Origin of the sequence: Bacillus proteolyticus (assembly GCF_001884065.1) — a bacterium.
Lineage (GTDB): Bacteria > Bacillota > Bacilli > Bacillales > Bacillaceae_G > Bacillus_A > Bacillus_A proteolyticus.
Window position 1 is genome coordinate 1 of the sequence record NZ_MACH01000047.1, and the last position, 26,059, is coordinate 26,059.

Annotated in this window: 18 protein-coding genes, 1 tRNA gene and 1 pseudogene; 13 read left to right on the forward strand and 7 right to left on the reverse strand. The window is 37.5% G+C overall.

The annotated features are described in order from the left end of the window. The 3 genes and pseudogenes from BAQ49_RS04470 to BAQ49_RS04480 all read left to right on the forward strand — a co-directional run bounded on the left by BAQ49_RS04470 (position 1) and on the right by BAQ49_RS04480 (position 2,019). Positions 1 to 71: transfer RNA gene (locus BAQ49_RS04470), tRNA-Glu, on the forward strand. A 389-nt stretch (positions 72 to 460) separates the two neighbouring features. Beyond that, a pseudogene (locus tag BAQ49_RS33425) lies at positions 461 to 655 on the forward strand (anti sigma factor C-terminal domain-containing protein); the annotation flags it as partial. A gap of 419 nt (positions 656 to 1,074) precedes the next feature. After that, positions 1,075 to 2,019 (forward strand): L-lactate dehydrogenase, encoded by a 945-nt coding sequence (locus BAQ49_RS04480; protein ID WP_000715333.1) that lies wholly within the window; start codon positions 1,075 to 1,077, stop codon positions 2,017 to 2,019. A gap of 329 nt (positions 2,020 to 2,348) precedes the next feature. Here BAQ49_RS04480 and BAQ49_RS04490 read toward each other — a convergent pair whose 3' ends face one another. Both BAQ49_RS04490 and BAQ49_RS04495 read right to left on the reverse strand, forming a co-directional pair. Beyond that, entirely contained in the window at positions 2,349 to 6,572 is a 4,224-nt protein-coding gene (locus BAQ49_RS04490; RefSeq protein WP_071744336.1) for a S8 family serine peptidase, read from the reverse strand. 32 nt (positions 6,573 to 6,604) lie between these two features. Then, the gene (locus tag BAQ49_RS04495; RefSeq protein WP_071744337.1) at positions 6,605 to 7,210 is read right to left on the reverse strand and encodes a CalY family protein; all 606 of its coding nucleotides are present in this window, start codon (positions 7,208 to 7,210) and stop codon (positions 6,605 to 6,607) included. A gap of 459 nt (positions 7,211 to 7,669) precedes the next feature. On the opposite strand from BAQ49_RS04495, the gene glgB reads away from it, so the two are divergent. From glgB to glgP, 5 genes are all read left to right on the forward strand, one after another. Beyond that, on the forward strand, positions 7,670 to 9,607 hold the full coding sequence (gene glgB, locus BAQ49_RS04500) for a 1,4-alpha-glucan branching protein GlgB (RefSeq protein WP_071744338.1): 1,938 nt from the start codon (positions 7,670 to 7,672) through the stop codon (positions 9,605 to 9,607). Then, positions 9,555 to 10,685: a glucose-1-phosphate adenylyltransferase gene (glgC, locus tag BAQ49_RS04505; protein WP_071744339.1), complete on the forward strand. Its 1,131-nt coding sequence runs from the start codon at positions 9,555 to 9,557 to the stop codon at positions 10,683 to 10,685. Before glgB ends, glgC begins: the two co-directional genes overlap by 53 nt. Before the next feature lie 18 nt (positions 10,686 to 10,703). Beyond that, positions 10,704 to 11,738, forward strand: coding sequence for a glucose-1-phosphate adenylyltransferase subunit GlgD (gene glgD / locus BAQ49_RS04510; RefSeq protein ID WP_071744340.1), 1,035 nt, complete (start codon positions 10,704 to 10,706; stop codon positions 11,736 to 11,738). Positions 11,739 to 11,875: 137 nt separating this feature from the next. Further along, positions 11,876 to 13,306 (forward strand): glycogen synthase GlgA, encoded by a 1,431-nt coding sequence (gene glgA / locus BAQ49_RS04515; protein WP_071744341.1) that lies wholly within the window; start codon positions 11,876 to 11,878, stop codon positions 13,304 to 13,306. Positions 13,307 to 13,324: 18 nt separating this feature from the next. Further along, the gene (gene glgP, locus BAQ49_RS04520; protein WP_071744342.1) at positions 13,325 to 15,733 is read left to right on the forward strand and encodes a glycogen phosphorylase; all 2,409 of its coding nucleotides are present in this window, start codon (positions 13,325 to 13,327) and stop codon (positions 15,731 to 15,733) included. Positions 15,734 to 16,056: 323 nt separating this feature from the next. Here glgP and BAQ49_RS04525 read toward each other — a convergent pair whose 3' ends face one another. From BAQ49_RS04525 to BAQ49_RS04540, 3 genes are all read right to left on the reverse strand, one after another. Continuing rightward, positions 16,057 to 16,779 (reverse strand): lipase family protein, encoded by a 723-nt coding sequence (locus tag BAQ49_RS04525; RefSeq protein WP_071744343.1) that lies wholly within the window; start codon positions 16,777 to 16,779, stop codon positions 16,057 to 16,059. A 354-nt stretch (positions 16,780 to 17,133) separates the two neighbouring features. Then, positions 17,134 to 17,283: a hypothetical protein gene (locus tag BAQ49_RS32765; protein ID WP_000521653.1), complete on the reverse strand. Its 150-nt coding sequence runs from the start codon at positions 17,281 to 17,283 to the stop codon at positions 17,134 to 17,136. 422 nt (positions 17,284 to 17,705) lie between these two features. Then, on the reverse strand, positions 17,706 to 18,488 hold the full coding sequence (locus BAQ49_RS04540) for a TIGR00266 family protein (protein ID WP_071744345.1): 783 nt from the start codon (positions 18,486 to 18,488) through the stop codon (positions 17,706 to 17,708). 327 nt (positions 18,489 to 18,815) lie between these two features. Here BAQ49_RS04540 and cspD point away from each other — a divergent pair, with 327 nt between their 5' ends. Next, positions 18,816 to 19,016, forward strand: coding sequence for a cold-shock protein CspD (cspD, locus tag BAQ49_RS04545; protein ID WP_001193053.1), 201 nt, complete (start codon positions 18,816 to 18,818; stop codon positions 19,014 to 19,016). A gap of 43 nt (positions 19,017 to 19,059) precedes the next feature. On the opposite strand, the gene BAQ49_RS04550 is transcribed toward cspD, so the two are convergent. Next, positions 19,060 to 19,791, reverse strand: a complete 732-nt coding sequence (locus BAQ49_RS04550) for a yteA family sporulation protein (protein ID WP_071744346.1) — start codon at positions 19,789 to 19,791, stop codon at positions 19,060 to 19,062. Positions 19,792 to 19,915: 124 nt separating this feature from the next. Then, the gene (locus BAQ49_RS04555; protein WP_000425742.1) at positions 19,916 to 20,869 is read right to left on the reverse strand and encodes a 1,4-dihydroxy-2-naphthoate polyprenyltransferase; all 954 of its coding nucleotides are present in this window, start codon (positions 20,867 to 20,869) and stop codon (positions 19,916 to 19,918) included. Positions 20,870 to 21,063: 194 nt separating this feature from the next. Here BAQ49_RS04555 and BAQ49_RS04560 point away from each other — a divergent pair, with 194 nt between their 5' ends. The 4 genes from BAQ49_RS04560 to menB all read left to right on the forward strand — a co-directional run bounded on the left by BAQ49_RS04560 (position 21,064) and on the right by menB (position 25,906). Continuing rightward, positions 21,064 to 22,458 (forward strand): isochorismate synthase, encoded by a 1,395-nt coding sequence (locus BAQ49_RS04560; protein ID WP_071744347.1) that lies wholly within the window; start codon positions 21,064 to 21,066, stop codon positions 22,456 to 22,458. After that, on the forward strand, positions 22,455 to 24,209 hold the full coding sequence (gene menD / locus BAQ49_RS04565) for a 2-succinyl-5-enolpyruvyl-6-hydroxy-3-cyclohexene-1-carboxylic-acid synthase (RefSeq protein ID WP_071744348.1): 1,755 nt from the start codon (positions 22,455 to 22,457) through the stop codon (positions 24,207 to 24,209). The genes BAQ49_RS04560 and menD overlap by 4 nt, the downstream gene beginning before the upstream one ends. After that, positions 24,206 to 25,018, forward strand: a complete 813-nt coding sequence (gene menH, locus BAQ49_RS04570) for a 2-succinyl-6-hydroxy-2,4-cyclohexadiene-1-carboxylate synthase (protein WP_071744349.1) — start codon at positions 24,206 to 24,208, stop codon at positions 25,016 to 25,018. Before menD ends, menH begins: the two co-directional genes overlap by 4 nt. 69 nt (positions 25,019 to 25,087) lie before the next feature. Then, entirely contained in the window at positions 25,088 to 25,906 is an 819-nt protein-coding gene (menB, locus tag BAQ49_RS04575) for a 1,4-dihydroxy-2-naphthoyl-CoA synthase (protein WP_071744350.1), read from the forward strand. Positions 25,907 to 26,059: the final 153 nt, after the last annotated feature.

Sequence of the window (26,059 nt, forward strand, 5' to 3'; positions counted from 1 at the left end):
GCCCGTTGGTCAAGTGGTTAAGACACCGCCCTTTCACGGCGGTAACACGGGTTCGAATCCCGTACGGGTCATACTAAAAGAGATAGCATAATCTGCTATCTCTTTTTTGTTGTGTAAAAGTGGACTTTGGATAGTCTGCTTTTTTTTATGGATTTCTTGTATACTTTTTTCTATTTTAATCGTCTAACTAATAGAAAGGAGAGAGCGATGGAGTATGAAAAGGTTATTATAGAAACATCTAAAAGTATTTATTGATATTTGTTTAAAATTGGGATAGCACCAGCGGAAACAGAGGATATCGTTCAAGATACGATACATAAAGCGTTACTATCTATACCGAATATGAAAATTACGTATATAAAAACATGATTATTTCAAGTTGTGATTAATAGGCATCGTGATGTAACGAGAAGGCAAAAGCGTATGGAAGAAATTCCGATTGAATCTGTTCAATTAATAAGATCAAAAGGGAAAGTATTATGAGGAATATAAACGTATAAATGAGTACCTGAGAGGAAAGAAAACAAAGCCAAATGAACAAGATGTAAAAGTTATCGGTGTTGTCGTGACAGGAACGGCTGCTGATTTTCAAAAATTAAACGGTCAAAATTACGTAAAAGCTGCTGTATTAGGAGCAACGGCGGAAAATAAATAATATAGAAGAAGCTGTCTTTCAATAGGGAATCTACTGAAGACAGCTTTTTTTATGTTGTTATCATTGTCGGGTTTTGTCGGTAAGTCGATATATTGCAAAAATCGCTGATATATTTGGAGTTGCAGTCGATATATTTAGAAAATCGCCGATATAATTTCACTTACCGATACAAATCTAAGGTAAAAATCTTTCACAATCTAAATAAAACGCATTAATTGGTATTGATTCCACACTTGCTACGATAACTTTACACTCTATGTGAAAAAGTTCACAAATAGGTCATAATTTGTGAAGTAATTCACAATAATCCATGCTACAATATGAATGTAAAGAAGTTAAACAACATTAAATTAGTATTTTAATTAATTACTTAAACAATAATAAAAAATAGATGTAAACAATTGAAAGGGGAAATTAACATGAAAAAAGGTATCAATCGTGTAGTATTAGTAGGAACAGGAGCTGTAGGTTGTAGTTATGCTTACTCAATGATCAACCAAGGTGTAGCTGAAGAATTCGTATTAGTAGATGTTAATGAAGCAAAAGCAGAAGGAGAAGCAATGGACTTAAGCCATGCGGTACCATTCTCTCCAGCAGCAACAAAAGTTTGGAGCGGTAGCTATGCAGATTGTAAAGATGCAGATCTAGTTGTTATCACTGCTGGATTACCACAAAAGCCAGGCGAAACTCGTTTAGACTTAGTTGAGAAAAATACAAAGATCTTTAAACAAATCGTTCGCGGTATTATGGATAGCGGATTCGATGGAATCTTCTTAATCGCAACTAACCCAGTTGATATTTTAACTTACGTAACTTGGAAAGAATCTGGTTTACCGAAAGAGCGCGTAATCGGTTCTGGTACTACTTTAGACTCTGCTCGTTTCCGTTACATGTTAGGTGACTACTTAGATGTAGATCCACGTAACGTTCATGCTTACATCGTTGGTGAGCACGGTGACACTGAACTTCCAGTATGGAGCCACGCTACTGTAGGTGTACAAAAACTAGAAACAATCTTAGCGAACAACGAACAATACAACCAAGAAGATTTAGATAAAATCTTTGAAAATGTACGCGATGCAGCTTACCATATCATCGAGCGTAAAGGTGCAACTTACTACGGAATCGGTATGTCACTACTTCGTGTAACTAAAGCAATCTTAAGCAACGAGAACAGCGTGTTAACTGTATCTGCATACCTTGAAGGCCAATATGGTGAGAAAGATGCTTACGTAGGTGTTCCAGCTGTTATTAACCGCGAAGGTGTACGTGAAATCGTAGAACTTGAATTAAACGAAGAAGAAAAAGTGAAGTTCGCTCATTCTGTAAAAGTATTAAAAGAAACAATGGCACCAGTACTATAATAATTGCTAAATAATTCAGAGGCGGGAAACTGCTTCCCACCTCTGAGTTTTTATATAATTTAATATAAATTCCTTTTCCGGTTTCCCTTGTATATCCCCAATATACCCCTTTTGCTGGATAAGGGTCGTTTATAGAAAAGAGCACTCTATTTTATATAGAGTGCTCTTTATTATCCCACTATTTGCCGGGCAGTAAGACCCCCCACCTCAAAATCCAGCGAAAGCAAAGAAGTTAGGTGGGGATGGGGCTGCCCGTAAAAGCCCGATTGGTGAAGGCTAATAATCAGTAGGGGATGAACAAAACCCCCACTGATTAAAGTTTCACTTTATTATTTTTTAGGCGTTAATCCTAATTTCTTTAAAATATCTGCAAGAGTACCGCTTTTTGATTTTTCAACAGGCGTTTGTGATTTAGCTGCATCTGGACCTTTCTTCAAGAAGTTCTTTTCAACGAAGCGAATATCTTTTTCATCGACAATGCCATCTTTGTTAAGGTCGCCGTCTTTTACAGATAGTCCTTTTTTCCCATAGTTGCTAGCAATAATTTCTGCATCTTTAATATCAATTACTTTATCACCATTTACATCACCTGCAAGGTTTTCATCAAAGCGTGCATAATAATATTGGCCAAGTAGCTTACCATCTTTCTCAGTACCTAATTTCGTTGTTAGTCGGCTTGTTAAATGTCCTGGAACCTCTACGTATAAGTTATAGTCGCGTTTATTAACAGGTAGTCCATTTAGTTTAAAGTAACCGTATTTATCAAGTGAGCCTTCAAACTTATGACGGTAAGAATCAGTCGCATATACTTTTACGCCAAGCTTTGTATAATCGAACTTTTCATCTAAATATCCACGTTCATTTAAGAATGCACCAGGTTTAATATTTCCTTCTACTAGTGAGTTTAAGGACAGTACTGAGAATGATTGATCTTGAAGGACACGCATTCTATTTGGCTCTGTTTCTCCTGGTTTCCAGTATACAAACACTGCTGACTCTAATTGAGCATTTGCTTCATAAAACTCATCGTTTTCTACTTTGAACGTTACATCAATGAATGGGAAATCACCATCTAATCCAGCAAAGTTTTTATCATCGATAGCACCGCCAACCGTAACAGAGCCTGCTTCTAGTTTCGGTTCATTTACTTTTGCCGTTACCCCTTTTTCAGAAAGGAGCTTTTCAAAAGCAGGATTCAATTTCGCATTTGCAAATTTGAAGTTCTTCTCTAGGAATTTCAGGTTAAATTCCCCAGCAACAAATTGTTTCACATGTTTGGCGTTTAGCGTCACAGTGAATTCATCACCTTTATATACTTCTTTTTTATCATAACTAGTTTTCGCATATTGAGCTCCTTGCGGGATAAACCAATAGTTATTTACACCGCTTGGATAGTCAGCTCCTGCAGTTGCATAATCGAAAATATATACGCCTGTGTTCATTGGGCCTTCCACTTTAAAGGATTCAGGAGTAATGCCAACTTTAAAGTCACCATTTGCATTAATAGGTAAAAACTTATGCAAGTATGGAGAATAGTCATAATACATAACTCCATTCGCTTCTTGCGTAATATTTAGCCCTTTTCCTTTTAAGTAGTCAACGTTCGAATCATACACATTTCCTTTAATCCACAGTGCTTTTTTACCGTCTTCTACTGTATAGTTTTCTTCATTTAATTCATAAATACCAGGTTTTAATCCAGTTAATTTCACTTCTGGTGGTGTATTATCAATTACGACATAATCACTTTTCACACGCGCTTTCCCAGCTTTATCATAGCCAACAAACTCAATTGTATAATCGCCTTCTGGTAAGTCAATTTTCTCATCACCAATTGGTTTCGCAGGATCATTTGTAAAAGGATACACTTTTCCGTTAAAGAATGAATCTAAGTAGTAATACACATCAGTTTTTAGTCCACTTGTGTTTAATGTTCCGATGAAGCCGAGCGCTTTATTTGTTTTGGAATCTTTCACGATAAGATCTAACGTTTCAAGTTCGCTATTTAATTGGAATGCCCCGTGAACATATGATTCACCGTATGGATTAAATTTCGATGTATCAGTTGAAATTGCTTTTCTTGATAATATCACATTTTCAATACCAGGCTCTGATACGCGAATAGAGAATGGAATTTGATATGTTTCTTCTTTATTTTTCGTATTTGTAATATGAATATATCCTTCATATCGGCCTTGCTTTGCACCGGCTGGAACATTAATTTTTGCTTCAATTTCATCTGCTTTGCCAGCATCAAGCGTAATTGTTTCTGGAACAGAAACTTTTACACCGTTTGCGGTAGCATCGTTAATAGAAGAAGATGCTGGTGTATAAGAAATTTCTGTTTTAAATTCTTTTTTCTCTTGTTTATTATGATTTTCCACTTTTATATTTCGTTTTTGTTCAAGAGCTTCACCGTCTTTTTGATAAAACTTCCCGAATGCAATGGATCCGGTTTCTTCTGGTACTTCAATTACTTCATCATTCACAACTGTTTTTGTTGTATCTAGCACTTTAAAACTTGTTTCCGTATGAACAGCGTTGTACGCATCTACTCGTCCAGCTCCAACTTCATATACGGAATACTTTTCTTTTAAATCATCAGCCGTGTTCATGAGAGACGCTTTTACATCGAATGGAGAGTATTCTGGGTGTTCTTGTAAAATAAGAGCAGAAAGGCCCGCAATATGAGGAGATGCCATAGATGTTCCTTGCATACGCTCATAGGAAACATCATAATTTTCTCCTTCTTGTGGATCGTTAATATATTCAGGTACTGTTGAAAGCACAGCAACACCAGGAGCTGTAATATCTGGTTTAATATCATCATTTGATATAACAGGGCCGCGTGAACTAAAGTCTGCAAGGTGATCGCCTTCTGTTTGAATGTAATTGATCTCATTAAAAGTAAAAGATGTGTTACCTTGTTCGATTTGAGCTTTTAGTTTTTCACCGTCTTCTTTCGTTAGGCGGAAGGCTGGAATATATTTTGTGCTTTCACCAATGTAGAAAGGAATTTCTCCATCGACATTGTTATAAATAATAACTGCTTTTGCACCTGCTTGTTTTGCGTTAGCAATTTTTTCATCAAAGGAGAGTGTACCACGTGCAACGAGAGCGATTTTTCCTTTTACATCTTTTTTACTAAACTCGTCAGGAGTACCGATTCCTACAGATTCAATAGGTAAAGTTTGTCCCTTGAAATCTTCTATTTTATCAGTGAAATTTTTTCCGAATAAAATGAGATTAGGGAATTGTAACTGTCCTACATGCCCCGAAAGTTTTGGTAAGGAAATAGAGCTATCACTTGCCCCAACCGTAATTGCAAATGGTGAAGCACCAGGTGATCCGAGTGTTGCTGGATTTGGACCAGAGTTACCAGCAGCAACGACCGTAACAACACCAGAAAGCATCGCGTTGTTTACAGCGATAGATGTTGGATCAAGTGGATTGTTACTATCATCACCTAACGATAAGTTAATAACGTTCATACCGTCAGAAATAGATTTATCAATTGCAGCGATAATACCTGAAGTAGCTCCACTTCCGTACGGACCGAGTACACGATAGTTATAAAGTTCAATGTCAGGTGCAACACCTTTTACTGCTGAATCTGATTTATTTTTCTTTTGAGCAGAAACGATACCTGCTACGTGAGTACCATGTGCAGTGTAGAAGGAAGAACCACGATCATCAAATTCAGGAGCACCAGATTGTTGCCACTCTGTATAAGTTGTTTCCATCGGATCTGCATCGTTATTAATAAAGTCCCAACCTTTTACGGAATTTGGGTCTACCTTACTAGAATCTTCACCCGATTTTGCGCGATAGCCTTTATACACGTCTTTTAAGTCAGGGTGATTGTAATCAATACCTGTATCTAATACTCCAACTTTAATGCCTTTGCCTGTAATACCTTCGCTATGTAACTTATCTACCCCGATTTGCGGAATGCTATCTGTTAGTTTTTGAGGTGCTTTTTGCTCCGCTTGTTTTGGTAAATTTAATTTCACTTCGTAATCTTTCCAAATACGTTTTACAACGCCAATTCGTAACAATTCTTCCACTGTATTTGCAGGTAACGTTAGAGCAACCCCATTTATAGCATGTTTATAAGAACGTTTAATTTGTACAGACTGGAAATTCCCTGATTTTACTGATGGGCTGAATTGGTGAAGGCGTTTTAATCCTTCTTGGAATTCTTCATGCTCTTGATCAATACGTGCTTTTATATTTTCAGGAGCAGCCTGCAATCCTTTTTCTTTTTGTTTCAATTCATTAATTTTTACTGGTGCAGTTTGAAATTCTACAATGATATTTACTGGCTCAGAACTACTCGTATTAATATCTGGCGAAATAGTAAAACCAGGATTGGCATCTAACGTTTGTAATGCCTGACGCTGTTCTTTAGAAAGTTTTGATAGTAAAGACTGAGCGTTTGACGAGTCAATTTGGTTAATAGGGTTTTCAGCAAGTACATTGAACGGAAGGGCAGTTGAAAATAGAACACCAGCCGTTACAATTCCGGTAACAAAACGATTTTTCTTTTTCATTTATAGGCCTCCGATAATTTGTATTTTAATAATTATTTCTCCGTGCCTGGTGTTTGCTCTGCATGGAATGTCCAGTTTAGCTGTAAGGAATCACCCTGGAATTTATTTTGCTCTTGGTCGTTATCTTCAAAGGAGAAGAGCACGTGTAAGTAATCCGTTTCACCAGATTTAATACCATCTATTAAGTTATGACGTTCTAGAGAAGTAGCTACATCTTCAGGTTTCATAGTTTTTAATTCTGATAGTTTTGTTTCCCACAAAATTTCATGATCATCGTTTGGATTAGATGGCTTTCCATCATTCACTAAAAATTTGACGATGATGTGATTGCCTAAATCTTCACCATCATTATTTTGTTTTGCATCTGTAACTTCATAGGATGTTTCAAGTGCTACTTTTGCAATATCCAATGTTCCTTTGTTTTCAAGCTTGAAATTTCTTTCAATAAAATCACCTGGTTTTAAATCTTGCACGTTAACGATTACACTTGGGTTAATAGAAAGGTCTAACGTACCAGCTTGAAATGAATTACTCGATGTTTCGGAGTCGCTGAAATAGGCGAATATACCACTAAATGTAAGTGATAAGCCAAGGGAAGCGGTGACAACTCCCATTCCTACTTTTTGTTTCAATGACATAAGAAAGCCCCCTAGTTTGATTTTTTATTAAACTTTCGCAAAATAAACATAGTATTCTAGTATGAATTATATTTACGAAAGTTCGATGTTCTTTATTGAGAACAAGTATATGCTTATGAATTTTACATTTCAAGAAACTTTGTGACAAAAAATGTTGAGAAACATTATTTTATGACAGATTATTTTGTTTGTAATTTATGTGGAAAATAGCGTGAAAAACAGGGAGAAGCCAATAAAATAAATATTGAGCAACAATTAAAGGTGAGAAATAGTAAGAAAAAATGAAGCGTTTGCAATGAATATTCGTCAAAATTCGATATTTTATATGGTAAATGTGAATATTTTAAGCCAAAATTAAGAAAAATACGTATATTTTTTAAAAAATAACAAGGATATTTCAGTTTTTCGCAGAAATGATAAAGAGTAAAAAAATTCTGTCATCTTAGTGAGGTGAACATATTGGATGTAATAAATTGTGAAGAAGTGAAACGAGATGAGTTTCATACAGAAAAGTACTATGACAGTTATAACATCTTTGGGGCACATATTGTGACGGAAGATGGGATGCGAGGTGTACGATTTACAGTATGGGCTCCTCATGCGAAAGCAATGAGTGTTGTTGGAGATTTTAATGAATGGGATTATGAACAACATAAGATGCTACAAGTGACAGAAGAGGGGATTTGGTCTTTGTTTGTACCGCATATTGCAGAGAATGAGATATACAAGTATGCGATTGAAACGATGGACGGTGCCGTTATTTTAAAAGCAGATCCTTACGCAGTATATGCAGAAGTAAGACCAAATACGGCATCTGTAGTTTTTGATATAGAGGGATATGAATGGAATGATAAAAACTGGATTCGTAAGAGAAAGAAAAAATCGATTTATAAAGAAGCGATGACAGTTTATGAATTACATTTCGGTTCTTGGAAAAAGAAAGAAGATGGCGCTCTGTATTCTTACAGAGGAATGGCCGAGGAGCTCATTCCGTATGTGGTGGAACATCAATTTACACATATTGAAATTATACCGCTTGTTGAGCATCCATATGATCGTTCTTGGGGATATCAAGGAACAGGATATTATGCAGCGACAAGTAGATTCGGCACGCCACATGATTTGATGTATTTTGTCGATGAATGTCATAAATATGGAATCGGTGTCATTTTAGATTGGGTGCCGGGGCATTTTTGTAAAGATGCTCACGGTTTATATTTGTTTGATGGGACACCGACTTATGAATATAAAGATATAGATGTACAAGAAAACCTGGTATGGGGAACTGTTAATTTTGATTTAGGGAAGAGAGAAGTACGTAATTTCTTAATTTCAAATGCATTATTTTGGATGAGGTATTTCCATATTGATGGTTTCAGGGTAGATGCAGTTGCGAATATGCTGTACTGGAATAAAGAAGGAAAAGAGCAAAGCAATGAACACGCTGTTTCCTTCTTACGGGAGTTAAATGAAGCTGTGTTTGCAGAAGATGAAGAGTTTCTTATGACAGCAGAAGATTCAACAGCTTGGCCGCTTGTAACAGCTCCAACATACGAGGGTGGACTTGGATTCAATTATAAATGGAATATGGGTTGGATGAATGACGTGCTGAAATATATGGAATGTGCACCGGAGTACCGGAAATACATTCATGAGAAAATGACATTCTCTTTAATATATGCTCACTCTGAAAACTTCATATTGCCACTTTCTCATGATGAAGTCGTTCATGGGAAAAAGTCGTTATTAAATAAAATGCCGGGAGAGTACTGGGATAAGTTCGCCCAACTCCGTTTATTATATGGATATTTCTTTACTCATCCAGGTAAGAAATTACTCTTTATGGGTGGAGAATTTGGCCAATTTGATGAGTGGAAAGATCTTGAAGATTTAGATTGGAATTTACATGATTTTGAAATGCATCGTAATATGCATGATTACTTTAAAGAGCTCATAGCATTGTATAAGCGCTCCAAACCACTTTGGCAGCTTGACCATTCACCTGAAGGGTTTCAGTGGATTGATGCTAATAATAATGAGCAAAGTATTTTCTCGTTTATTCGCCAAGGGGATAAGCAAGAAGATGCGTTAGTTGTTGTATGTAATTTTACGAAAGCTACATATGAAAACTATAAAGTAGGTGTACCAGATTTCGAGTATTATAACGAAATTTTAAACAGTGATGCTGAGCAATATGGCGGATCGGGGCAAGTGAATAAGAAACGTCTCAAGGCGGTTCTAGAACCGTATCATAATCAAGCAGCACATGTAGAAATTACAATTCCACCATTTGGCGTATCCATTTTACGACCAGTGAAGACGAGAAAGGGGAGCAAAAAACAAGATGGCTCAAAAACAAAAGTGCGTAGCAATGTTACTAGCAGGGGGAAAAGGTAGTCGTTTAAGTGCATTAACAAAAAATTTAGCTAAGCCAGCTGTTCCATTTGGTGGTAAATATCGCATTATTGATTTTACGTTAAGTAACTGTGCAAACTCTGGTATTGAAACGGTTGGGATTTTAACGCAATATCAACCTCTAGAACTGCATAATTATATTGGAATCGGAAGCGCTTGGGATTTAGACCGCGTAAACGGCGGAGTCACAGTGTTACCCCCTTATGCGGAGTCTTCAGGTGTGAAGTGGTATACAGGTACGGCAAGTGCTATTTATCAAAACTTAAACTATTTAAGCCAGTATGAACCAGAATATGTCCTTATTTTATCAGGCGATCATATTTATAAAATGGATTACAGCAAAATGCTAGATTACCATATTGAGAAAGAAGCAGATGTTTCAATTTCTGTTATTGAAGTGCCATGGGATGAAGCGAGTCGTTTTGGCATTATGAATACAAATGAAGAGATGGAAGTTGTTGAATTTGAAGAAAAACCGCAATTTCCAAGAAGTAATCTTGCATCAATGGGAATTTATATTTTTAACTGGGCCATTTTAAAAGAATATTTAGAGATGGATGCAAGAAATCCTGAATCTAGTAATGATTTCGGAAAAGATGTACTTCCGCTTTTATTAGATGAGGGGAAGAAGCTGATGGCGTATCCGTTTGAAGGATATTGGAAAGATGTTGGAACGGTGAAAAGCTTATGGGAAGCGAATATGGATTTACTTCGCGATGAAACATCGTTGAATTTAAATGACCGTAATTGGCGCATTTGTTCTGTGAATCCAAACGAGCCGCCTCAATATATTGCGCAGCAGGCAAAAGTAGAAGAATCACTTATTAATGAAGGATGCGTCATTGAAGGGGACGTGAAGCATTCTGTGTTATTCCAAGGAGTAACGGTAGAAGAAGGTAGTATGGTAATCGATTCTGTCGTTATGCCTGGGGCAAAGATTGGTAAAAACGTTGTGATTGAAAGAGCGATTGTTGGCTCAGAAATGGTTATTGAAGATGGGACAATAATTCGCCCAGAAAAAAATGTTGACGATGTAGTACTAATTGCTGAAGGGAAATAGAAAAGGGGGATGAAATGAATGGGAGAAAAAATGTTAGGAATTATTAATGCAACGGGAAGTTTTCCTTCCTTAAAGAAAGTAACAGGGCATCGTTCATTAGCGGCGTTACCGTTTGGGGGCCGTTACCGACTCATTGATTTCATGCTTTCAAATATGGTGAATTCTAATATTCATAGTGTAGCGGTTTTTACAAGTCATAAAAATCGTTCTTTAATGGATCATGTCGGTTCAGGAAAACAGTGGGATTTAGATAGAAAGCGTGATGGACTGTTTTTATTCCCACCGAACTGCCAATGCGATCATGACGAATTTGGATCTTTTGCACATTTTAGAAGACATGTTGATTATTTTCTAAGAAGCAGAGAAGAGTATGTTGTTATTACAAATAGCCATCTTGTAACAGCGTTAAATTTTCAAGCGGTGTTAGATCGACATATACATACGTCCGCAGATATTACGGAAGTTTGTCATGAAGGGGTTTCGCTTCAAACATATGTGTTAAAGAAAAAATTACTGCTAGACTTATTTGAGACATATAAAGATGTGGAGCAATACAGTTTATTTGATGTAGTGAGAGAAAAGCGCGGGGAATCATTGCATATTGCTACGTATGAGCATACAGGATATGTAGCTATTATTGATTCGATTGAAAGTTACTATAAACATAGTCTAGAAATTTTGCAGCCTTCTATTTGGAAGCAATTATTTAAGAAAGAAGCACCAATCTTTACGAAAGTAAAAGATGAGCCACCAACTCGCTATATGAAGGGTGCAGTAGTGAAAAATACGATGATTGCAAACGGCAGTATTATTGAAGGTGAAGTGGAAAATAGTGTTGTCTCCCGTTCTGTTAAAATTGGAAAAGGTTCAATTGTTCGTAATAGTATTATTATGCAAAAGAGCCAAATTGGAGATAATTGTATAATAGATGGTGTTATTATTGATAAAGATGTGAAACTTGGCGACGGCGTAGTGTTAAAAGGAAGTGCTGATGAGCCATATGTTGTAGAAAAAGGCAGTGTACAAAATAGTACAATCAATAGTTATTCGTAAATAGCAGGTACATAATTAGTGGGGGATTTAGAAAGCCCCCACTAATTATGGTTTTACTCTACATGAAAACTTGAAGGGAGGAAGCTGTAAGAAGAGCGATTTATGATGTATACGCTTTTCGTGCAGTGGAACAACAGGTGAATATTTTATTTGCAGTATCAGAATGTGTACCATTTATTAAATCCGGAGGTCTAGCTGATGTGGCAGGAGCGCTCCCAAAAGAATTGAAAAAATTAGGAGTGAATGTTCGCATTATACTTCCGAACTACAGTCTTATCCCGAAAGAGCTAAGAGAAGGATGTACGCTTCATAAAGTAATTAACGTTCCTCTTGGATGGAGAAACCAATATTGTGGGATTTTAAAAGGTGAGCAGGATGGGATTACGTATTACTTAATAGATAATGAATATTATTTTAAGAGAGATTCTCTATATGGTCATTATGATGATGGGGAGCGTTTTTCTTATTTTTCAAAAGCAGTTTTAGAGTGTATTCCGCATCTTGATTTCGAAGTAGATGTTCTTCATAGCCATGATTGGCACACAGCTATGGTTAATTTCTTGCTTCGTGAAAAGTATCAAGAAAACCCGTTATATGAGCATATTAAAACGGTATATACGATTCATAACTTGCAGTTCCAAGGTGTATTTCCTGCTGAAGTGATGTACGACTTACTGGAGCTTGGTCATGAATATTTTCATAGTGAACAGCTTGAGTTTTATGGAAACGTGAACTTTATGAAAGGCGGTATTATCGCATCTGACCAAATTACAGCGGTTAGCCCGACATATAAAGAAGAGATTCAATATGAGTTTTTCGGTGAGAAGTTAGATGGATTGTTACGAAAGAATAACGATAAGCTTAGTGGCATTGTAAATGGAATTGATACGAGCGTATATAATCCAGAAACAGATTCGTATATTACTGCTCAGTATAGTGCAGAGTCATTAGATGGAAAGAATGAAAATAAACGTGCATTGCAGCGTTATTTTGGGTTGCCAGAAAAAGAAGATACGCCAGTTATTTCGATGGTAACACGATTAACGAAGCAAAAGGGGCTTGATCTAGTACGTACTGTATTCCGTGAAATAATGGAAGAAGATGTACAATGTATTATTTTAGGGTCAGGAGATTCTGAATACGAGCAGTTCTTTGAATGGATGGCATACGAGTATCCAGAAAAGGTAAAAGTATATATCGGATTTAATGAAGAGTTAGCGCACCAAGTATATGCGGGAAGCGATTTGTTTTTAATGCCATCGCTGTTTGAACCGTGTGGCCTTGGACAACTTATTGCACTAGCATATGGCACGATTCCAATTGTAAGAGAAACAGGTGGATTAAATGATACTGTACATTCTTACGATGAAGAAACTGGAATTGGAAATGGCTTTAGCTTTACGAACTTTAATGCACATGACATGTTACATACGGTTCTCCGTGCAATTGAGTTTTATCAAGATAAACCGGTATGGGATAGGCTTGTAAAGCAAGCGATGACTGAAGATTATAGTTGGGGGAAATCGGCTCTTGCGTACAAGAAATTGTATAAAAGTCTCATGGAATAACATTGAGGTGGTGAATAAATGTTTACTCATGTTGAAAGCTTCAAATCCGCTTTTCTAGAAAAATTAGAAACGATGTATGGGAAAAGTTTCAAAGATTCTACAACTCGTGATCAGTATAATACCCTCGGTCATATGGTACGTGAGTATATGAATAGTCAATGGATTACAACGAATGAAAGTTATCGGTCTGGAGACCAAAAGCAAATGTATTACTTATCCATTGAATTTTTACTTGGGCGTTTGCTTGGAAGTAACATATTAAACTTAGGTATCAGGGATGTATGTGAAAAGGGGCTTTCTGAACTTGGAATTTCTTTGCACGAGTTAGAAGAGGTTGAAGCAGATGCAGGACTTGGAAATGGTGGACTTGGACGATTAGCAGCCTGTTTCCTCGACTCGCTTGCTTCTTTAAACTTACCAGGACATGGCTGTGGTATTCGTTATAAGCATGGCCTGTTTGATCAAAAAATTGTTGATGGCTATCAAGTAGAGTTTCCAGAACAGTGGCTTCTTCATGAAAATGTTTGGGAAGTAAGAAGGTATGATCAAGCTGTAGAAGTAAGTTATTTCGGAAACGTTGAACCGCTAGAAATTGATGGGCGTTTAGAGTTCAGGCATACAAATGCAGAAGTTATTATGGCAGTACCATACGACGTACCAGTTGTAGGGTATGAAACAAGTACTGTAAATACGCTTAGACTTTGGAATGCGGAGCCAGTTCCTTTCCCACAAAATTGTAAAGATATTTTGAAATATAAGCGTGAAACAGAGGCTGTATCGGAGTTTTTATATCCAGATGATACGCATGATGAGGGGAAAATACTTCGTTTAAAACAACAGTATTTCCTCGTATCAGCAAGTTTGCAAAATATCGTTCGTATGCATAGGGAGAGGCACGGTAGTCTTCGTCAGTTACATGAAAAAATTGCGATTCATATAAACGATACACATCCGGTTCTAGCAATTCCAGAACTTATGCGTATTTTATTAGACGAAGAAAAATTGACATGGGAAGAAGCTTGGCACATAACAACGCAGACGATTTCCTATACGAATCATACGACGTTATCAGAAGCGCTTGAGAAATGGCCAATTCACATTTTTAAACCGTTATTACCGAGAATTTATATGATTATTGAAGAAATTAATGAACGTTTCTGTCATGAGCTTTGGGACCGTTATTCGTACGATTGGAAGCGCATTGAGGACATGGCCATTATTGCGCATGACCTTGTGAAAATGGCTCATTTAGCGATTGTTGGTAGCCATAGCGTTAACGGTGTGGCGAAAATCCACACAGAAATTTTAAAGCAACGTGAAATGCGATTGTTCTATGAATTTTATCCAGATAAGTTTAATAATAAAACGAATGGAATTGCTCATAGGCGCTGGCTAATGAAGGCGAATCCTCAGCTGACGAATCTTATTTCGGAAGCGATTGGAACAGAGTGGAAGAAAGAACCGATTAAGCTTCAAGCGCTGCAAACATTCCAACATGATGCTAGTTTCCAAGAAAAGCTTGCAGGGGTAAAACAAGAGCGTAAGATTATTTTAGCGGAGCGCATTCAAAATAAAATGGGGATCACGATTGATCCAAATTCTATTTTTGATGTGCAAGTGAAAAGACTACATGCCTATAAACGACAATTATTAAATGTTCTTCATATTTTATACTTGTATAACCGTTTAAAAGAGGATACTAGATTTTCATTTTACCCGCGTACTTTTATTTTTGGAGCGAAAGCATCACCTGGCTATTATTACGCGAAAAAAATTATTAAATTAATAAATGAGCTTGCAAGAAAAGTAAATAACGATCCGTACGTAAGTCAGTTTATGAAAGTTATCTTTCTAGAAAACTACCGAGTTTCTTTAGCTGAAGATATATTCCCGGCGGCAGATGTAAGTGAACAAATTTCAACTGCGAGTAAAGAAGCATCGGGAACAGGTAACATGAAATTCATGATGAATGGTGCAATTACACTCGGAACGTTAGATGGAGCTAATATTGAAATAAAAGACCGGGTCGGTGATGATGCCTGCTTCATTTTTGGCTTAACGGCCGACGAGGTTCTTTATTACTATCAAAATGGTGGATATCGTGCAAGTGATTATTATCACCACAATATGCATATTAAAAAAGTAGTAGATCAGTTAACGAATGGTTTCTTTGCACAGTCGGGAGCTGAATTTGAAGCGATTTATGATTCTCTCGTTATTCAAAACGATGAATACTTCGTCCTTCGAGATTTTAGCCCATATGCTGAAAGACAAGAAGCTGTCGGAAGGGCCTATGAAAATAGGCAAAAATGGCTGGAAATGTCGATTTTGAACATTGCACAATCTGGGCATTTTGCGAGTGATCGAACAATTTTGCAGTACAGTAATGAAATTTGGGGAATTGGTAATACTGTTAAATTGTTTTAGATAAAAGCCCCTTTTGAAGGGGCTTTTATTTATTCACTTTTAAAACAGGGATGCGCTTGAGTAGAAAAATAAAACGAGCTTAATGAGATTAAGCTCGTTTTACTTATTTTGCTTAAGAAAGGTAAGGCACGAACGTATATATTATACCTGTTCCACCATATTCCCCTGTCGCAAAGTATGAAAATGTAAAGAAACCTGTAAACGAAAAAATTATTATCAGAAAAAGTGCAAAGAAAAATTTTAGCATGTAAGGTCCCCTCATCCGAAAGTCATTTCATAGATTATTATAGTATAAAAATGTTTAATTTCCAATTGTTTACTGTTTAAAAATGAGAAGTCAGACATGTTTTGTATGTTGTAATGGAATGATTATTTATAATGGATTTTGTATTTTTCGTAAATGTCATGTTGTGATGAACGTGTGCATATTCCCAATCACGATCATTAAAATTTATGTTTCGGGGAGGGAGAAGTGGAACGACATCGAATAAGTTGACGAAACGAAAGCTACTAGCTACTTGCAGTTTATAATAATTTCGAAAGGCGATATCTCCAACTTTTGGAGAGGCAAATGTATAAAGACCATACTGTGAGAAGGCAGTATTTATACGTGCATCTAGTATGTGTAATGTAGCGAGTGCCCCTCCTAAGCTATGACCTGTTGCAAGAAGTTTCTTATGGGCTGGCAATGATACGAGCATATCCATAATAGAATCTCGGCAAGATTCATAAATAGAAAGGAAGCCGTTATGGACATTTCCACTGTTTAAAGCATATGGGTATGGCCTTTGGTTGACGAGTGAATCGATAATCCAGTCTGTATCTGTTTGTGTGCCCCTAAAAGCTACAATAATCGTATCTTCAGATTCTAATATGAACCCAAACCATTCCATCGTTTGAATCGCTTTCCCTTGAAAGCCTTGTGCATATTGGAATCCATCAGGTATTTCAAAAATCCCATTTTGTTTATATTGTTCATACGTTAGATCGCAGCAAGATGCTAATAATATGGCAGTATCTTTATCAAAGGATAAAGGAGTACGCATCAAGAAAGCCCTCCTTAAGAAAAGGTATAGTTCAATATATGCAGTGAGGAACTTGATTCATTCTTTTTGAAAAAAGGCTTGAACCTACAGTTACGTGAGGGAGTATGATTTTTGTAAACATGAGGAAGAAGAGTTATGGCTTAATGAAGCGATGGAATGTTATATGGTTAAAAATGGTTTGTATAGTCCACCTAACTAAAAAAAGCCGATTTCCATCTCAAGGAATCGACTTTTTTAGTTCATTAAGTAAGAGGTTTGAAAAAATAGCCTGTATATATTTGAACGATGAATAACTTACCTATTTTCTTGTGTTTGTTTGCACGATATACAGAAAATTAGGGAAAACGTAACATGTTATTTATCAGTTTGTTTTTGCTTCTTTTTCAAATACTCCGCACGCAATTTTTCAAGTTGTTGCTTTTTATCAAATTTGGCAGGCGTCTGTTTTTCATGAAACTTTGCCACAGCTACCTGACTTTTGTAATCTAATTGATATTTTCCCACTTTGTTCACCTACTTTTCTTGTCTTTAAAGAGAATCTATTCAACAAATATAATATACCTTATTTTACTGAAGTAAACCTTATTAATTTTTCTACTTATATCTATCTTGATCCAAATATTACCTTATTAAACTACCCTGTCCCGTTAGTTTAAGGCAGATTTTATCTAAATAATGAGGGGTGAACTAAAATGGAGAAAAAACGAGGACAGCATTATGTCTGGACATATTATCTAACCTCATGGATTGATGATTCGGAAAATTTATTTCGGAATTCTTCACCTAGTATGCGTAGCTCCTCAACCAACGTGTTGTTGTTGTTTGTAGACGTAAATGAAAACACCCTTTCATGCAGTACTATGAAAGGGTGTTTTCATTTTATTCATTCTCTTAAGTTGATGGCTATGGTCCCAGAAGGACTCTATTTATTCTTTCCCATCTAAAAGGCGACCAAGTCCGCCTAAAACGCTGCCTTCACCGCTGCTTTGAGCTGCTGGGCTTGTAAGGCGTGCTGCTAAGCGACTAAGTGTTAAAGACTGAATCCAAACAGTTCCAGGACCTTCTAACGTTGCGAAGAATAAACCTTCACCGCCAAATAGAGCTGTTTTTACTTTTCCAACGAATTCAACATCATAGTTAACGTCTTTTGTCATTGCAACGAGACAACCTGTATCAATGCGAAGTTTTTCACCAGGTTTCAATTCACGTTTATATACTGTTCCACCTGCGTGCATGAAAGCAAATCCGTCACCTTCAAGTTTTTGCATGATGAAACCTTCACCACCGAAGAAACCAGTTCCAATTTTCTTTGTAAACTCGATTCCGATAGAAACACCTTTTGCGGCACAAAGAAATGCGTCTTTTTGACAAACGACTTTTCCTTGATACTCTGTTAAATCAACAGGAATAATTTTTCCTGGATACGGAGCGGCGAATGATACGTGGCGTTTGCCATGACCTGTATTTGTAAATACGGTCATAAACATGCTTTCACCTGTAACGAGACGTTTACCAGCGCCCATTAATTTCCCGAATAAGCCGCCAGATGGTCCTGAACCATCGCCGAAGATTGTCTCCATTTCAATATGATCTTCCATCATCATCATTGCGCCAGCTTCAGCAATAACACTTTCTTCTGGGTCCAATTCAATTTCAACGAACTGCATATCATCGCCATATAATTTATATTCGATTTCATGTGCCTTCATTTTCTTCACCTCAATGTAATAGATAATCATATTGTACAGAATTTAACGAGATTAGAAAACTGTAGTTTTGTTAATTTTCAAATAAAAGTAAAATAGAATAGGAATTTATGGTTATACTAGGATTATAAAAAACGCTGGAGTGAAAGTGTTCTCATTTGACGTTTTGGATTGAGCGTGATATAGTGAAGTCACTATTGAGCTACATAATGTGGTACGGAAATAAAGCACGTTGAATTAAAGGCTGTAAGCTTGTTATACATTCATGTCCTTTATATCCACCTTTTCATGTGGATTCATAGTTTCATTTTTATTTAGGAGGTACATGACATGCAAACAGGTAAAGTTAAATGGTTTAACGGCGAAAAAGGTTTCGGTTTCATCGAAGTTGAAGGCGGAGAAGACGTATTCGTACATTTCTCAGCTATTCAAGGCGAAGGATTCAAAACTTTAGAAGAAGGTCAAGAAGTTTCTTTCGAAATCGTTGAAGGCAACCGCGGACCACAAGCAGCTAACGTTACAAAAAACTAATTAGCTAATGATAAAAAGCATTCCGAATTTCGGAATGCTTTTTTTATTCTTTGGAGCTAGATTCATTTGAAGATAATTCACCTTTAAAAGTACGTTCTTCAAAGTCATCAAGCATTTGCTCATATTCTTCATGTTCCTCTGTAGCGAAAACTTGTGGGTTTTTACCATACATATCCGTACCAATAAAGTTTTCAAAATCCTCAACGAAGCCTACATTCTCTTCACTATTTACGTACATGCCATTATAGTTTTTGGAATCTTGTCTTTCTAAATCAGATGGAGTTTCAGACGTTCCGTAATTTGCGACGTCTTGCCATGCATCTTCAGCATCGTACTCTACAGAATGATCTTCGTCGTGCTTATGAAACGAAGGAGCCAACACCTCTTCTTCAACTGGTCGCGTGTTCATATCCAATTTATTTGTAGTGTGCTGTATACACGTTGTAGCAGTCGGCATTGCTTCTAATCTTTCAAGCGGAATTTCCTCACCAGACACTTCGCAAATACCGTACGTACCAGCCTCAATTTTTTGCAAGGCATGTTTCGTATCTTCTAGTTGTTTATGCCAAAATTCGATGAGCCCGAAATCTTTCTCACGTTCATACAATTCTGTAGCCATATCACCTGGATGGTTGTCATAGCTAGACAATTCTCCCACTGAATCACGTTCAGAAGCACGATCTGTATTCTCATGAGTTTGTATTGTTTGTTCAACTTCTTGCTGTTGTTTTTCTAAAATAGATTTAAATTGATTTATTTGTTGTGGAGTTAACATAGTCGTCCACCTTCCTACAATTCAGTTTCTTTACATAGTATGAGCGTTGGAGGTGGGAATTATGAGATGAATTTCAGCTTAGAAGTTGGTATATAAAAAAAGGGGCTGCGTAAGCAGCTCCTTTCTATAGGAAATATCCAAGCAATAATCCGATTCCCATTAGGAAACCGAAAATTGTATTTGTTTTTGCTGTTGAAATCATCGCAGGTACCATTTCCATTGGAATGCTTTTGCCGATAAAGCCTTTCGTCGCTTTAAATGCTTTCGGTGCACTTAAAAATACGATAAGCATCCATGGTGATACGATGTTAACGATGATTAAAGCGATTGTCCAAATGTAGGATACGATGAACATAGAGGCAAGTACACCAACGGCTCTTTCGCGTCCAACGAGAATTGCTAACGTTTTACGACCGTTTTCTTTATCTCCATCCAAGTCACGAATGTTATTAGCTAGTAAAATCGCACCAATTAAAATGGAGCTTGGAATAGATAGTAAAATGACTTCTGATGTTACAGTTCCAGTTTGAATAAAGAATGAAATCCCAATAATAATGACACCCATAAATAATCCAGCTGTTAATTCTCCAAATGGTGTATATGCAATTGGAAGTGGGCCACCTGTATAAAGGTAAGCAACGGCCATACAAACAAGACCGATTGCAGCAAGCCACCAGCTAGAATTCATACAAATATAAACACCTAATAGTATTGCGATGCCGAAGAATCCAAATGCTAAGTTAAGTACTGTTTTAGGCTGAATGCCATCGCGAACGATAGCGCCGCCGATACCAACTGAACCTTCGTGATCGAGCCCTCTTTTATAATCAAAGTATTCATTAAACATGTTTGTTGCTGCTTGAATGAGAAGACAAGCAAGAAGCATTATAAGGAAAAGAGGGAGATGTATTTGATTTATACCTCCGACCTGCATCGCATACGCTGTTCCGATGAAAACAGGAACGAAAGCTGCTGTTAATGTATGGGGACGTAATAAACTCCACCAAATGCGCCAGCCTGTTTGTTTACTTGGCTTTGGCGCCGTAGGAGAGGAATTCGTTTCGACGTTCATTTCCATGTTGAATCCTCCTTAGGTCACATATTGTACACAATTAAGTGTAGAAAAAGCATCATTTAGTGTCAACGTTTATTTTCTAGGAAGAGAAGGTGAATTTCTCAGAAATGCTAAACGTTGACAGGCCTTTCGTTTGAGGTGTATCTTAAAATCAAGCGTAATTATGACTATTTTTCGCCCATAGGGGGGAGACAATTGTGATTCAAACGAAACAAAAAGGCTTACAAGAAGTTTTTGTTGCAGCCATTAAGCGTGCGACTGATGAAAAAATATTAGTTAGTTTTGTAAAACAAATAGATTGGGTGGATCCACTTCTGTTTTATGCAGCAGGAAAAAGGATTGCATTCGAAAATAGATGTTATTTTGCAGACCCAGCTCAGCATGTAATATTTGCTGGAATTGGCTCTGTTTTCACTATAGCAAACTCTTCTCACAAACGCTTTCAAACTGCTGGTGACGAGTGGGATAAAGTAAAAGAGAAAGCATTTGTACAAAGAGAAGGATACGAATTTGGAACAGGCCCTCTTTTATTTGGTGGATTTTCATTTGACCAAGAAAAAGAAAAAACAGATCTTTGGAAAGAATTTGAGGATACCACATTTTCACTACCAGCATTTTTATTAACTGTAAAAAATGAAAAAGCGTGGTTAACCATTAATAAGTTCGTTTCAGCTGAAGATTGTGCAGAAACTCTTTCTAACGAAATTATTTCTTTAGAAGAAAGAATTTTACAAGAGAGTAAATGTGCACTAGAAGGAGCTAAACTAACAACTACTTCGAAAGTAGAAGTTGATCCGAAGGGCTGGATGAATGCGATTGGAAAAGTGCAGGATGAAATGAAGCAAGGGAACGTGCAGAAGGTTGTATTAGCAAGGGAGCTAAAATTGACGATGGATCAGCATATTGATTCCGCTCTTGTTTTAGAAGCGCTTCGCATTGGGCAACCGGATTGTTACGTATTTTCTTTTGATTATAAAGGAGCATGCTTCTTAGGGGCGACACCTGAGCGATTGATTCGAAAAGAAGGCGAGAAGTTTACATCGATGTGCCTTGCGGGTTCAATTGGTCATGGTAATTCTATAGAAGAAAGTAAACAAAATGGTGAGACGCTTCTTCATGATGAAAAGAATTTGGCTGAACACGGTTATGTAGTTAATATGATTCGAGGTGTGCTAAGTGAGCATTGTGAATCTGTTAATATTCCGGAGAGCCCAGGCTTATTAACGACGAAAAACTTAATCCATTTATATACACCAGTAGAAGCGAAAGGTGATGCAAGTCTTTTAGCGATGGTAGAAGAATTGCATCCAACGCCAGCTCTTGGTGGTACACCTCGTCATGAGGCATTGAAATTAATCCGTGATGTAGAGCTTTTAGATAGAGGATTGTATGGTGCACCAATTGGCTTTATAGATGATGAAGGAAATGGTGAATTTGCGGTTGCACTTCGCTGCGGATTATTAAATGGCGAGAAAGCATCCTTATTTGCCGGCTGCGGTATCGTAATTGATTCAGTAGCGCAGCTTGAATATGAAGAAACAAGTTTGAAGTTTAGACCGATGCTTGGTGCTTTGGAGGAATTAATGAAATGAACAATCATATAGAAGCATTATCATATTATTTAGGCGCGTTCGTGGATGAACTGACGCGTCTAAATGTATGTGATGTTGTCATTAGTCCTGGCTCACGGTCAACGCCGATTGCCTTACTAATGGAACAACATAAAGGAATGAAAACATATTTACATGTAGACGAAAGATCAGCAGGATTTTTTGCGCTTGGTATTGCAAAAGCAAAAAAACGACCTGTTGCACTATTATGTACGTCAGGAACGGCAGCGGCGAACTATTATCCAGCTGTATGTGAAGCTTTTCATTCAAGAGTGCCGCTTATCGTCTTAACAGCAGATAGACCGCATGAATTAAGAGATATAGGTGCACCACAGGCGATGAATCAGTTTAATTTATATGGTACTTTTGTGAAGCAATTTACAGAGATGGCACTTCCAGAAGCAAGTGAAGCGATGTATCATTACGCTCGCATGACGACGCAGCGTACGATAGCAAGTGCCTGTTTAGCGCCGCAAGGACCTGTTCATCTTAATTTTCCAGTTCGTGAGCCACTTATCCCGGATTTCTCATTAGAAAGTTTATGGGATAAAGGGCGTGGTGAATATACAAGAGTAGTTCAGCAAGGAAATGTGACGATGCCGAGTGAATATGTAAATTCTCTTGTAGGGCGCCTTTCAAACATGGAAAAGGGGCTTATTATTTGTGGAGACGACAGTCATCCAGAAATCGCAAAAGTTGTTACGAAAGTAGCTGAGAAAACAGGATATCCAATTTTAGCAGATCCGCTTTCTAACATTCGTAGTGGTAATCATGATAAAACGATGGTTATAGATTGTTACGATACATTTTTACGAAATGAATTGTTAAAGGAAACGTGGAAGCCGCGAGTTTTAATACGCTTTGGCGGTATGCCTGTTTCGAAAGCATTAACGCAGTTCATCAAAAAACAAACGAAAGCCGTTCATATCGTTGTTGATGAATCTGGGGAATGGAGAGACCCAGCTCTTGTTGCGACAGAAGTTGTCCAAGCAAGTGATATTGCATTTTGCAGTGCACTAATAGAAAAAATGCCAGTTATGAAAAAGAATGATTGGTTCGGAATGTGGAAACATATAAACGAAAAAACGAAGGAAGCGCTTCGTGAAATGGAAACATATGAAACTGCATTTGAAGGAAAAGTCATTACGGATATTGTTCGTGTATTACCAGAAGGCGCAACGTTATTTGCGAGTAATAGTATGCCAATTCGCGATACAGATTCATTTTTCTTCACATCGGATAAAAATATTCAAGTGATGGCAAACCGCGGTGTAAATGGTATTGATGGCATCATTTCGACTGCTTTAGGAGCGAGTATTATTTGTGATCCACTCGTATTAGTAATTGGTGATTTATCATTTTATCATGATTTAAACGGGTTATTAGCCGCAAAATTACATGAGTTAAATATAACGATTGTCGTTGTAAATAATGATGGTGGCGGTATTTTCTCATTCTTACCACAATATGAGAAAAAGGAACATTTCGAATCCTTATTTGGAACACCAATTGGGCTTGATTACGAGCATGTTGTCAAAATGTACGGCGGTTCATTTAGCCGTGTAAATGGTTGGGGGCAATTCCGAGAAGAAGTACAAACTGGAACGAGGGCGAAAGGTTTACACGTTGTGGAAATTTGTACGAATCGTGATGAAAACTTGAAATTACATCGTGAATTATGGGCGAAAACAATGGACGTTATCACTACATCTTTGCAAGGTGAATCAAAATGAACGTAACGCTGCAAGGTGTATCGTATGAATATGAAGTAGTCGGAAGCGGAGAACCACTTCTACTTCTTCATGGTTTTACGGGAAGCATGGAAACGTGGCGTTCCTTTATTCCATCTTGGGGCGAGCAGTTTCAAGTCATTCTAGTGGACATTGTTGGACACGGAAAAACGGAAAGTCCTGCAGATGTGCCACATTATGATATTCAAAATGTGGCACTGCAAATGAAGGAACTACTGGATTATCTTCATATTGAAAAAGCACATATACTTGGCTATTCAATGGGAGGTAGACTTGCGATTACGATGGCATGTTTATATCCAGAATATGTACGTTCTCTAGTATTAGAAAATTGTACAGCTGGACTTGAGAGTGCAGATGAGCGAAAAGAACGCCAGGAAAAAGATGAGCGACTTGCCGATAAAATTGAGAAAGAAGGCATCCGAAGTTTTGTAACGATGTGGGAAAATATTCCGCTGTTCGAAACGCAAAAACGTTTAGTACAAAACGTAAAAGAGGCGGTGCGAAAAGAACGACTTTCTAATAACCCTAAAGGACTTGCAAATAGTCTTCGCGGCATGGGAACAGGGGCTCAGCCTTCATGGTGGAACGAGTTACAAAACTTAAAAATGCCTGTTCTTTTAATGAACGGGGAGCATGATGAAAAGTTCTTTCGCATATTAAAAAACATCGAAAAATACGTCTTTGACGCGAAATTTGTCAAAATTGATGGTGCTGGCCATGCAATTCATGTGGAACAACCGGAAAAGTTTGATACAATAGTAAAGGGATTTCTAAAAACTATGCAGTGATGCTTTTTTCATCTAAGAAGGAAGCCAAACTTATAGAAGAGATCAGAAATATACAAGGAGGTAATAGTAATGGCTATTGAATGGGTAACAGAAGGCAATTACGAAGATATTATTTATTCAACATACAATGGTATCGCAAAGATTTCGATTAACCGCCCTGAAGTACATAACGCATTCCGTCCTAAAACGGTAATGGAGTTAATCAATGCTTTTGCACACGCTCGTGATGATGCAAATGTTGGCGTTATCATTTTAACAGGTGAAGGTGGACGTGCATTCTGTTCTGGCGGCGACCAAAAAGTTCGCGGTCATGGTGGATATGTAGGTGACGACCAAATCCCTCGTTTAAACGTATTAGACTTACAACGTCTAATTCGCGCAATTCCTAAACCAGTTATCGCAATGGTAGCAGGTTATGCGATTGGTGGAGGACACGTACTTCATATCGTATGTGACTTAACAATCGCTGCAGACAACGCTGTATTCGGACAAACAGGTCCTAAAGTAGGAAGCTTTGACGGTGGATACGGAGCTGGTTACTTAGCTCGTATGGTAGGCCACAAGAAAGCTCGCGAAATTTGGTACCTATGTCGTCAATACAGTGCACAAGAAGCGCTTGATATGGGCTTAGTAAACACAGTAGTACCATTAGAACAACTTGAAGCAGAAACAGTACAATGGGCACAAGAAATTTTAGCAAACAGCCCAATGGCACTTCGTTTCCTAAAAGCTGCATTCAACGCAGACACAGACGGTCTAGCTGGTATTCAACAACTAGCTGGAGACGCAACGTTATTGTACTACACAACTGACGAAGCAAAAGAAGGTCGCGACGCGTTCAAAGAAAAACGCAGTCCGGACTTCGGTCAATTCCCTCGTTTCCCGTGATCAAAAGCGGAGCCGACTGTTTAGCCCCGTAGGCTAAGGTTCTTTCGCACAGAAAGTGTTTTTTACTTTCTCGTGCGGAAGGTTCTTAGACGGAAGGGGCTAGGAGGCGCAGCTGGATGTGATCAAAAGCGGAAGCGGCTCGTTCAGAATGTG

Coding starts and splice junctions, on each gene's coding strand:
- BAQ49_RS04480 (WP_000715333.1), top strand. CDS start 1,075: ATGAAAAAAGGTATCAATCGTGTAGTATTAGTAGGAACAGGAGCTGTA.
- BAQ49_RS04490 (WP_071744336.1), bottom strand. CDS start 6,572: ATGAAAAAGAAAAATCGTTTTGTTACCGGAATTGTAACGGCTGGTGTT.
- BAQ49_RS04495 (WP_071744337.1), bottom strand. CDS start 7,210: ATGTCATTGAAACAAAAAGTAGGAATGGGAGTTGTCACCGCTTCCCTT.
- glgC (WP_071744339.1), top strand. CDS start 9,555: ATGGCTCAAAAACAAAAGTGCGTAGCAATGTTACTAGCAGGGGGAAAA.
- glgD (WP_071744340.1), top strand. CDS start 10,704: ATGGGAGAAAAAATGTTAGGAATTATTAATGCAACGGGAAGTTTTCCT.
- glgP (WP_071744342.1), top strand. CDS start 13,325: ATGTTTACTCATGTTGAAAGCTTCAAATCCGCTTTTCTAGAAAAATTA.
- BAQ49_RS04525 (WP_071744343.1), bottom strand. CDS start 16,779: ATGCGTACTCCTTTATCCTTTGATAAAGATACTGCCATATTATTAGCA.
- BAQ49_RS04540 (WP_071744345.1), bottom strand. CDS start 18,488: ATGAAGGCACATGAAATCGAATATAAATTATATGGCGATGATATGCAG.
- cspD (WP_001193053.1), top strand. CDS start 18,816: ATGCAAACAGGTAAAGTTAAATGGTTTAACGGCGAAAAAGGTTTCGGT.
- BAQ49_RS04550 (WP_071744346.1), bottom strand. CDS start 19,791: ATGTTAACTCCACAACAAATAAATCAATTTAAATCTATTTTAGAAAAA.
- BAQ49_RS04555 (WP_000425742.1), bottom strand. CDS start 20,869: ATGGAAATGAACGTCGAAACGAATTCCTCTCCTACGGCGCCAAAGCCA.
- menD (WP_071744348.1), top strand. CDS start 22,455: ATGAACAATCATATAGAAGCATTATCATATTATTTAGGCGCGTTCGTG.
- menH (WP_071744349.1), top strand. CDS start 24,206: ATGAACGTAACGCTGCAAGGTGTATCGTATGAATATGAAGTAGTCGGA.
- menB (WP_071744350.1), top strand. CDS start 25,088: ATGGCTATTGAATGGGTAACAGAAGGCAATTACGAAGATATTATTTAT.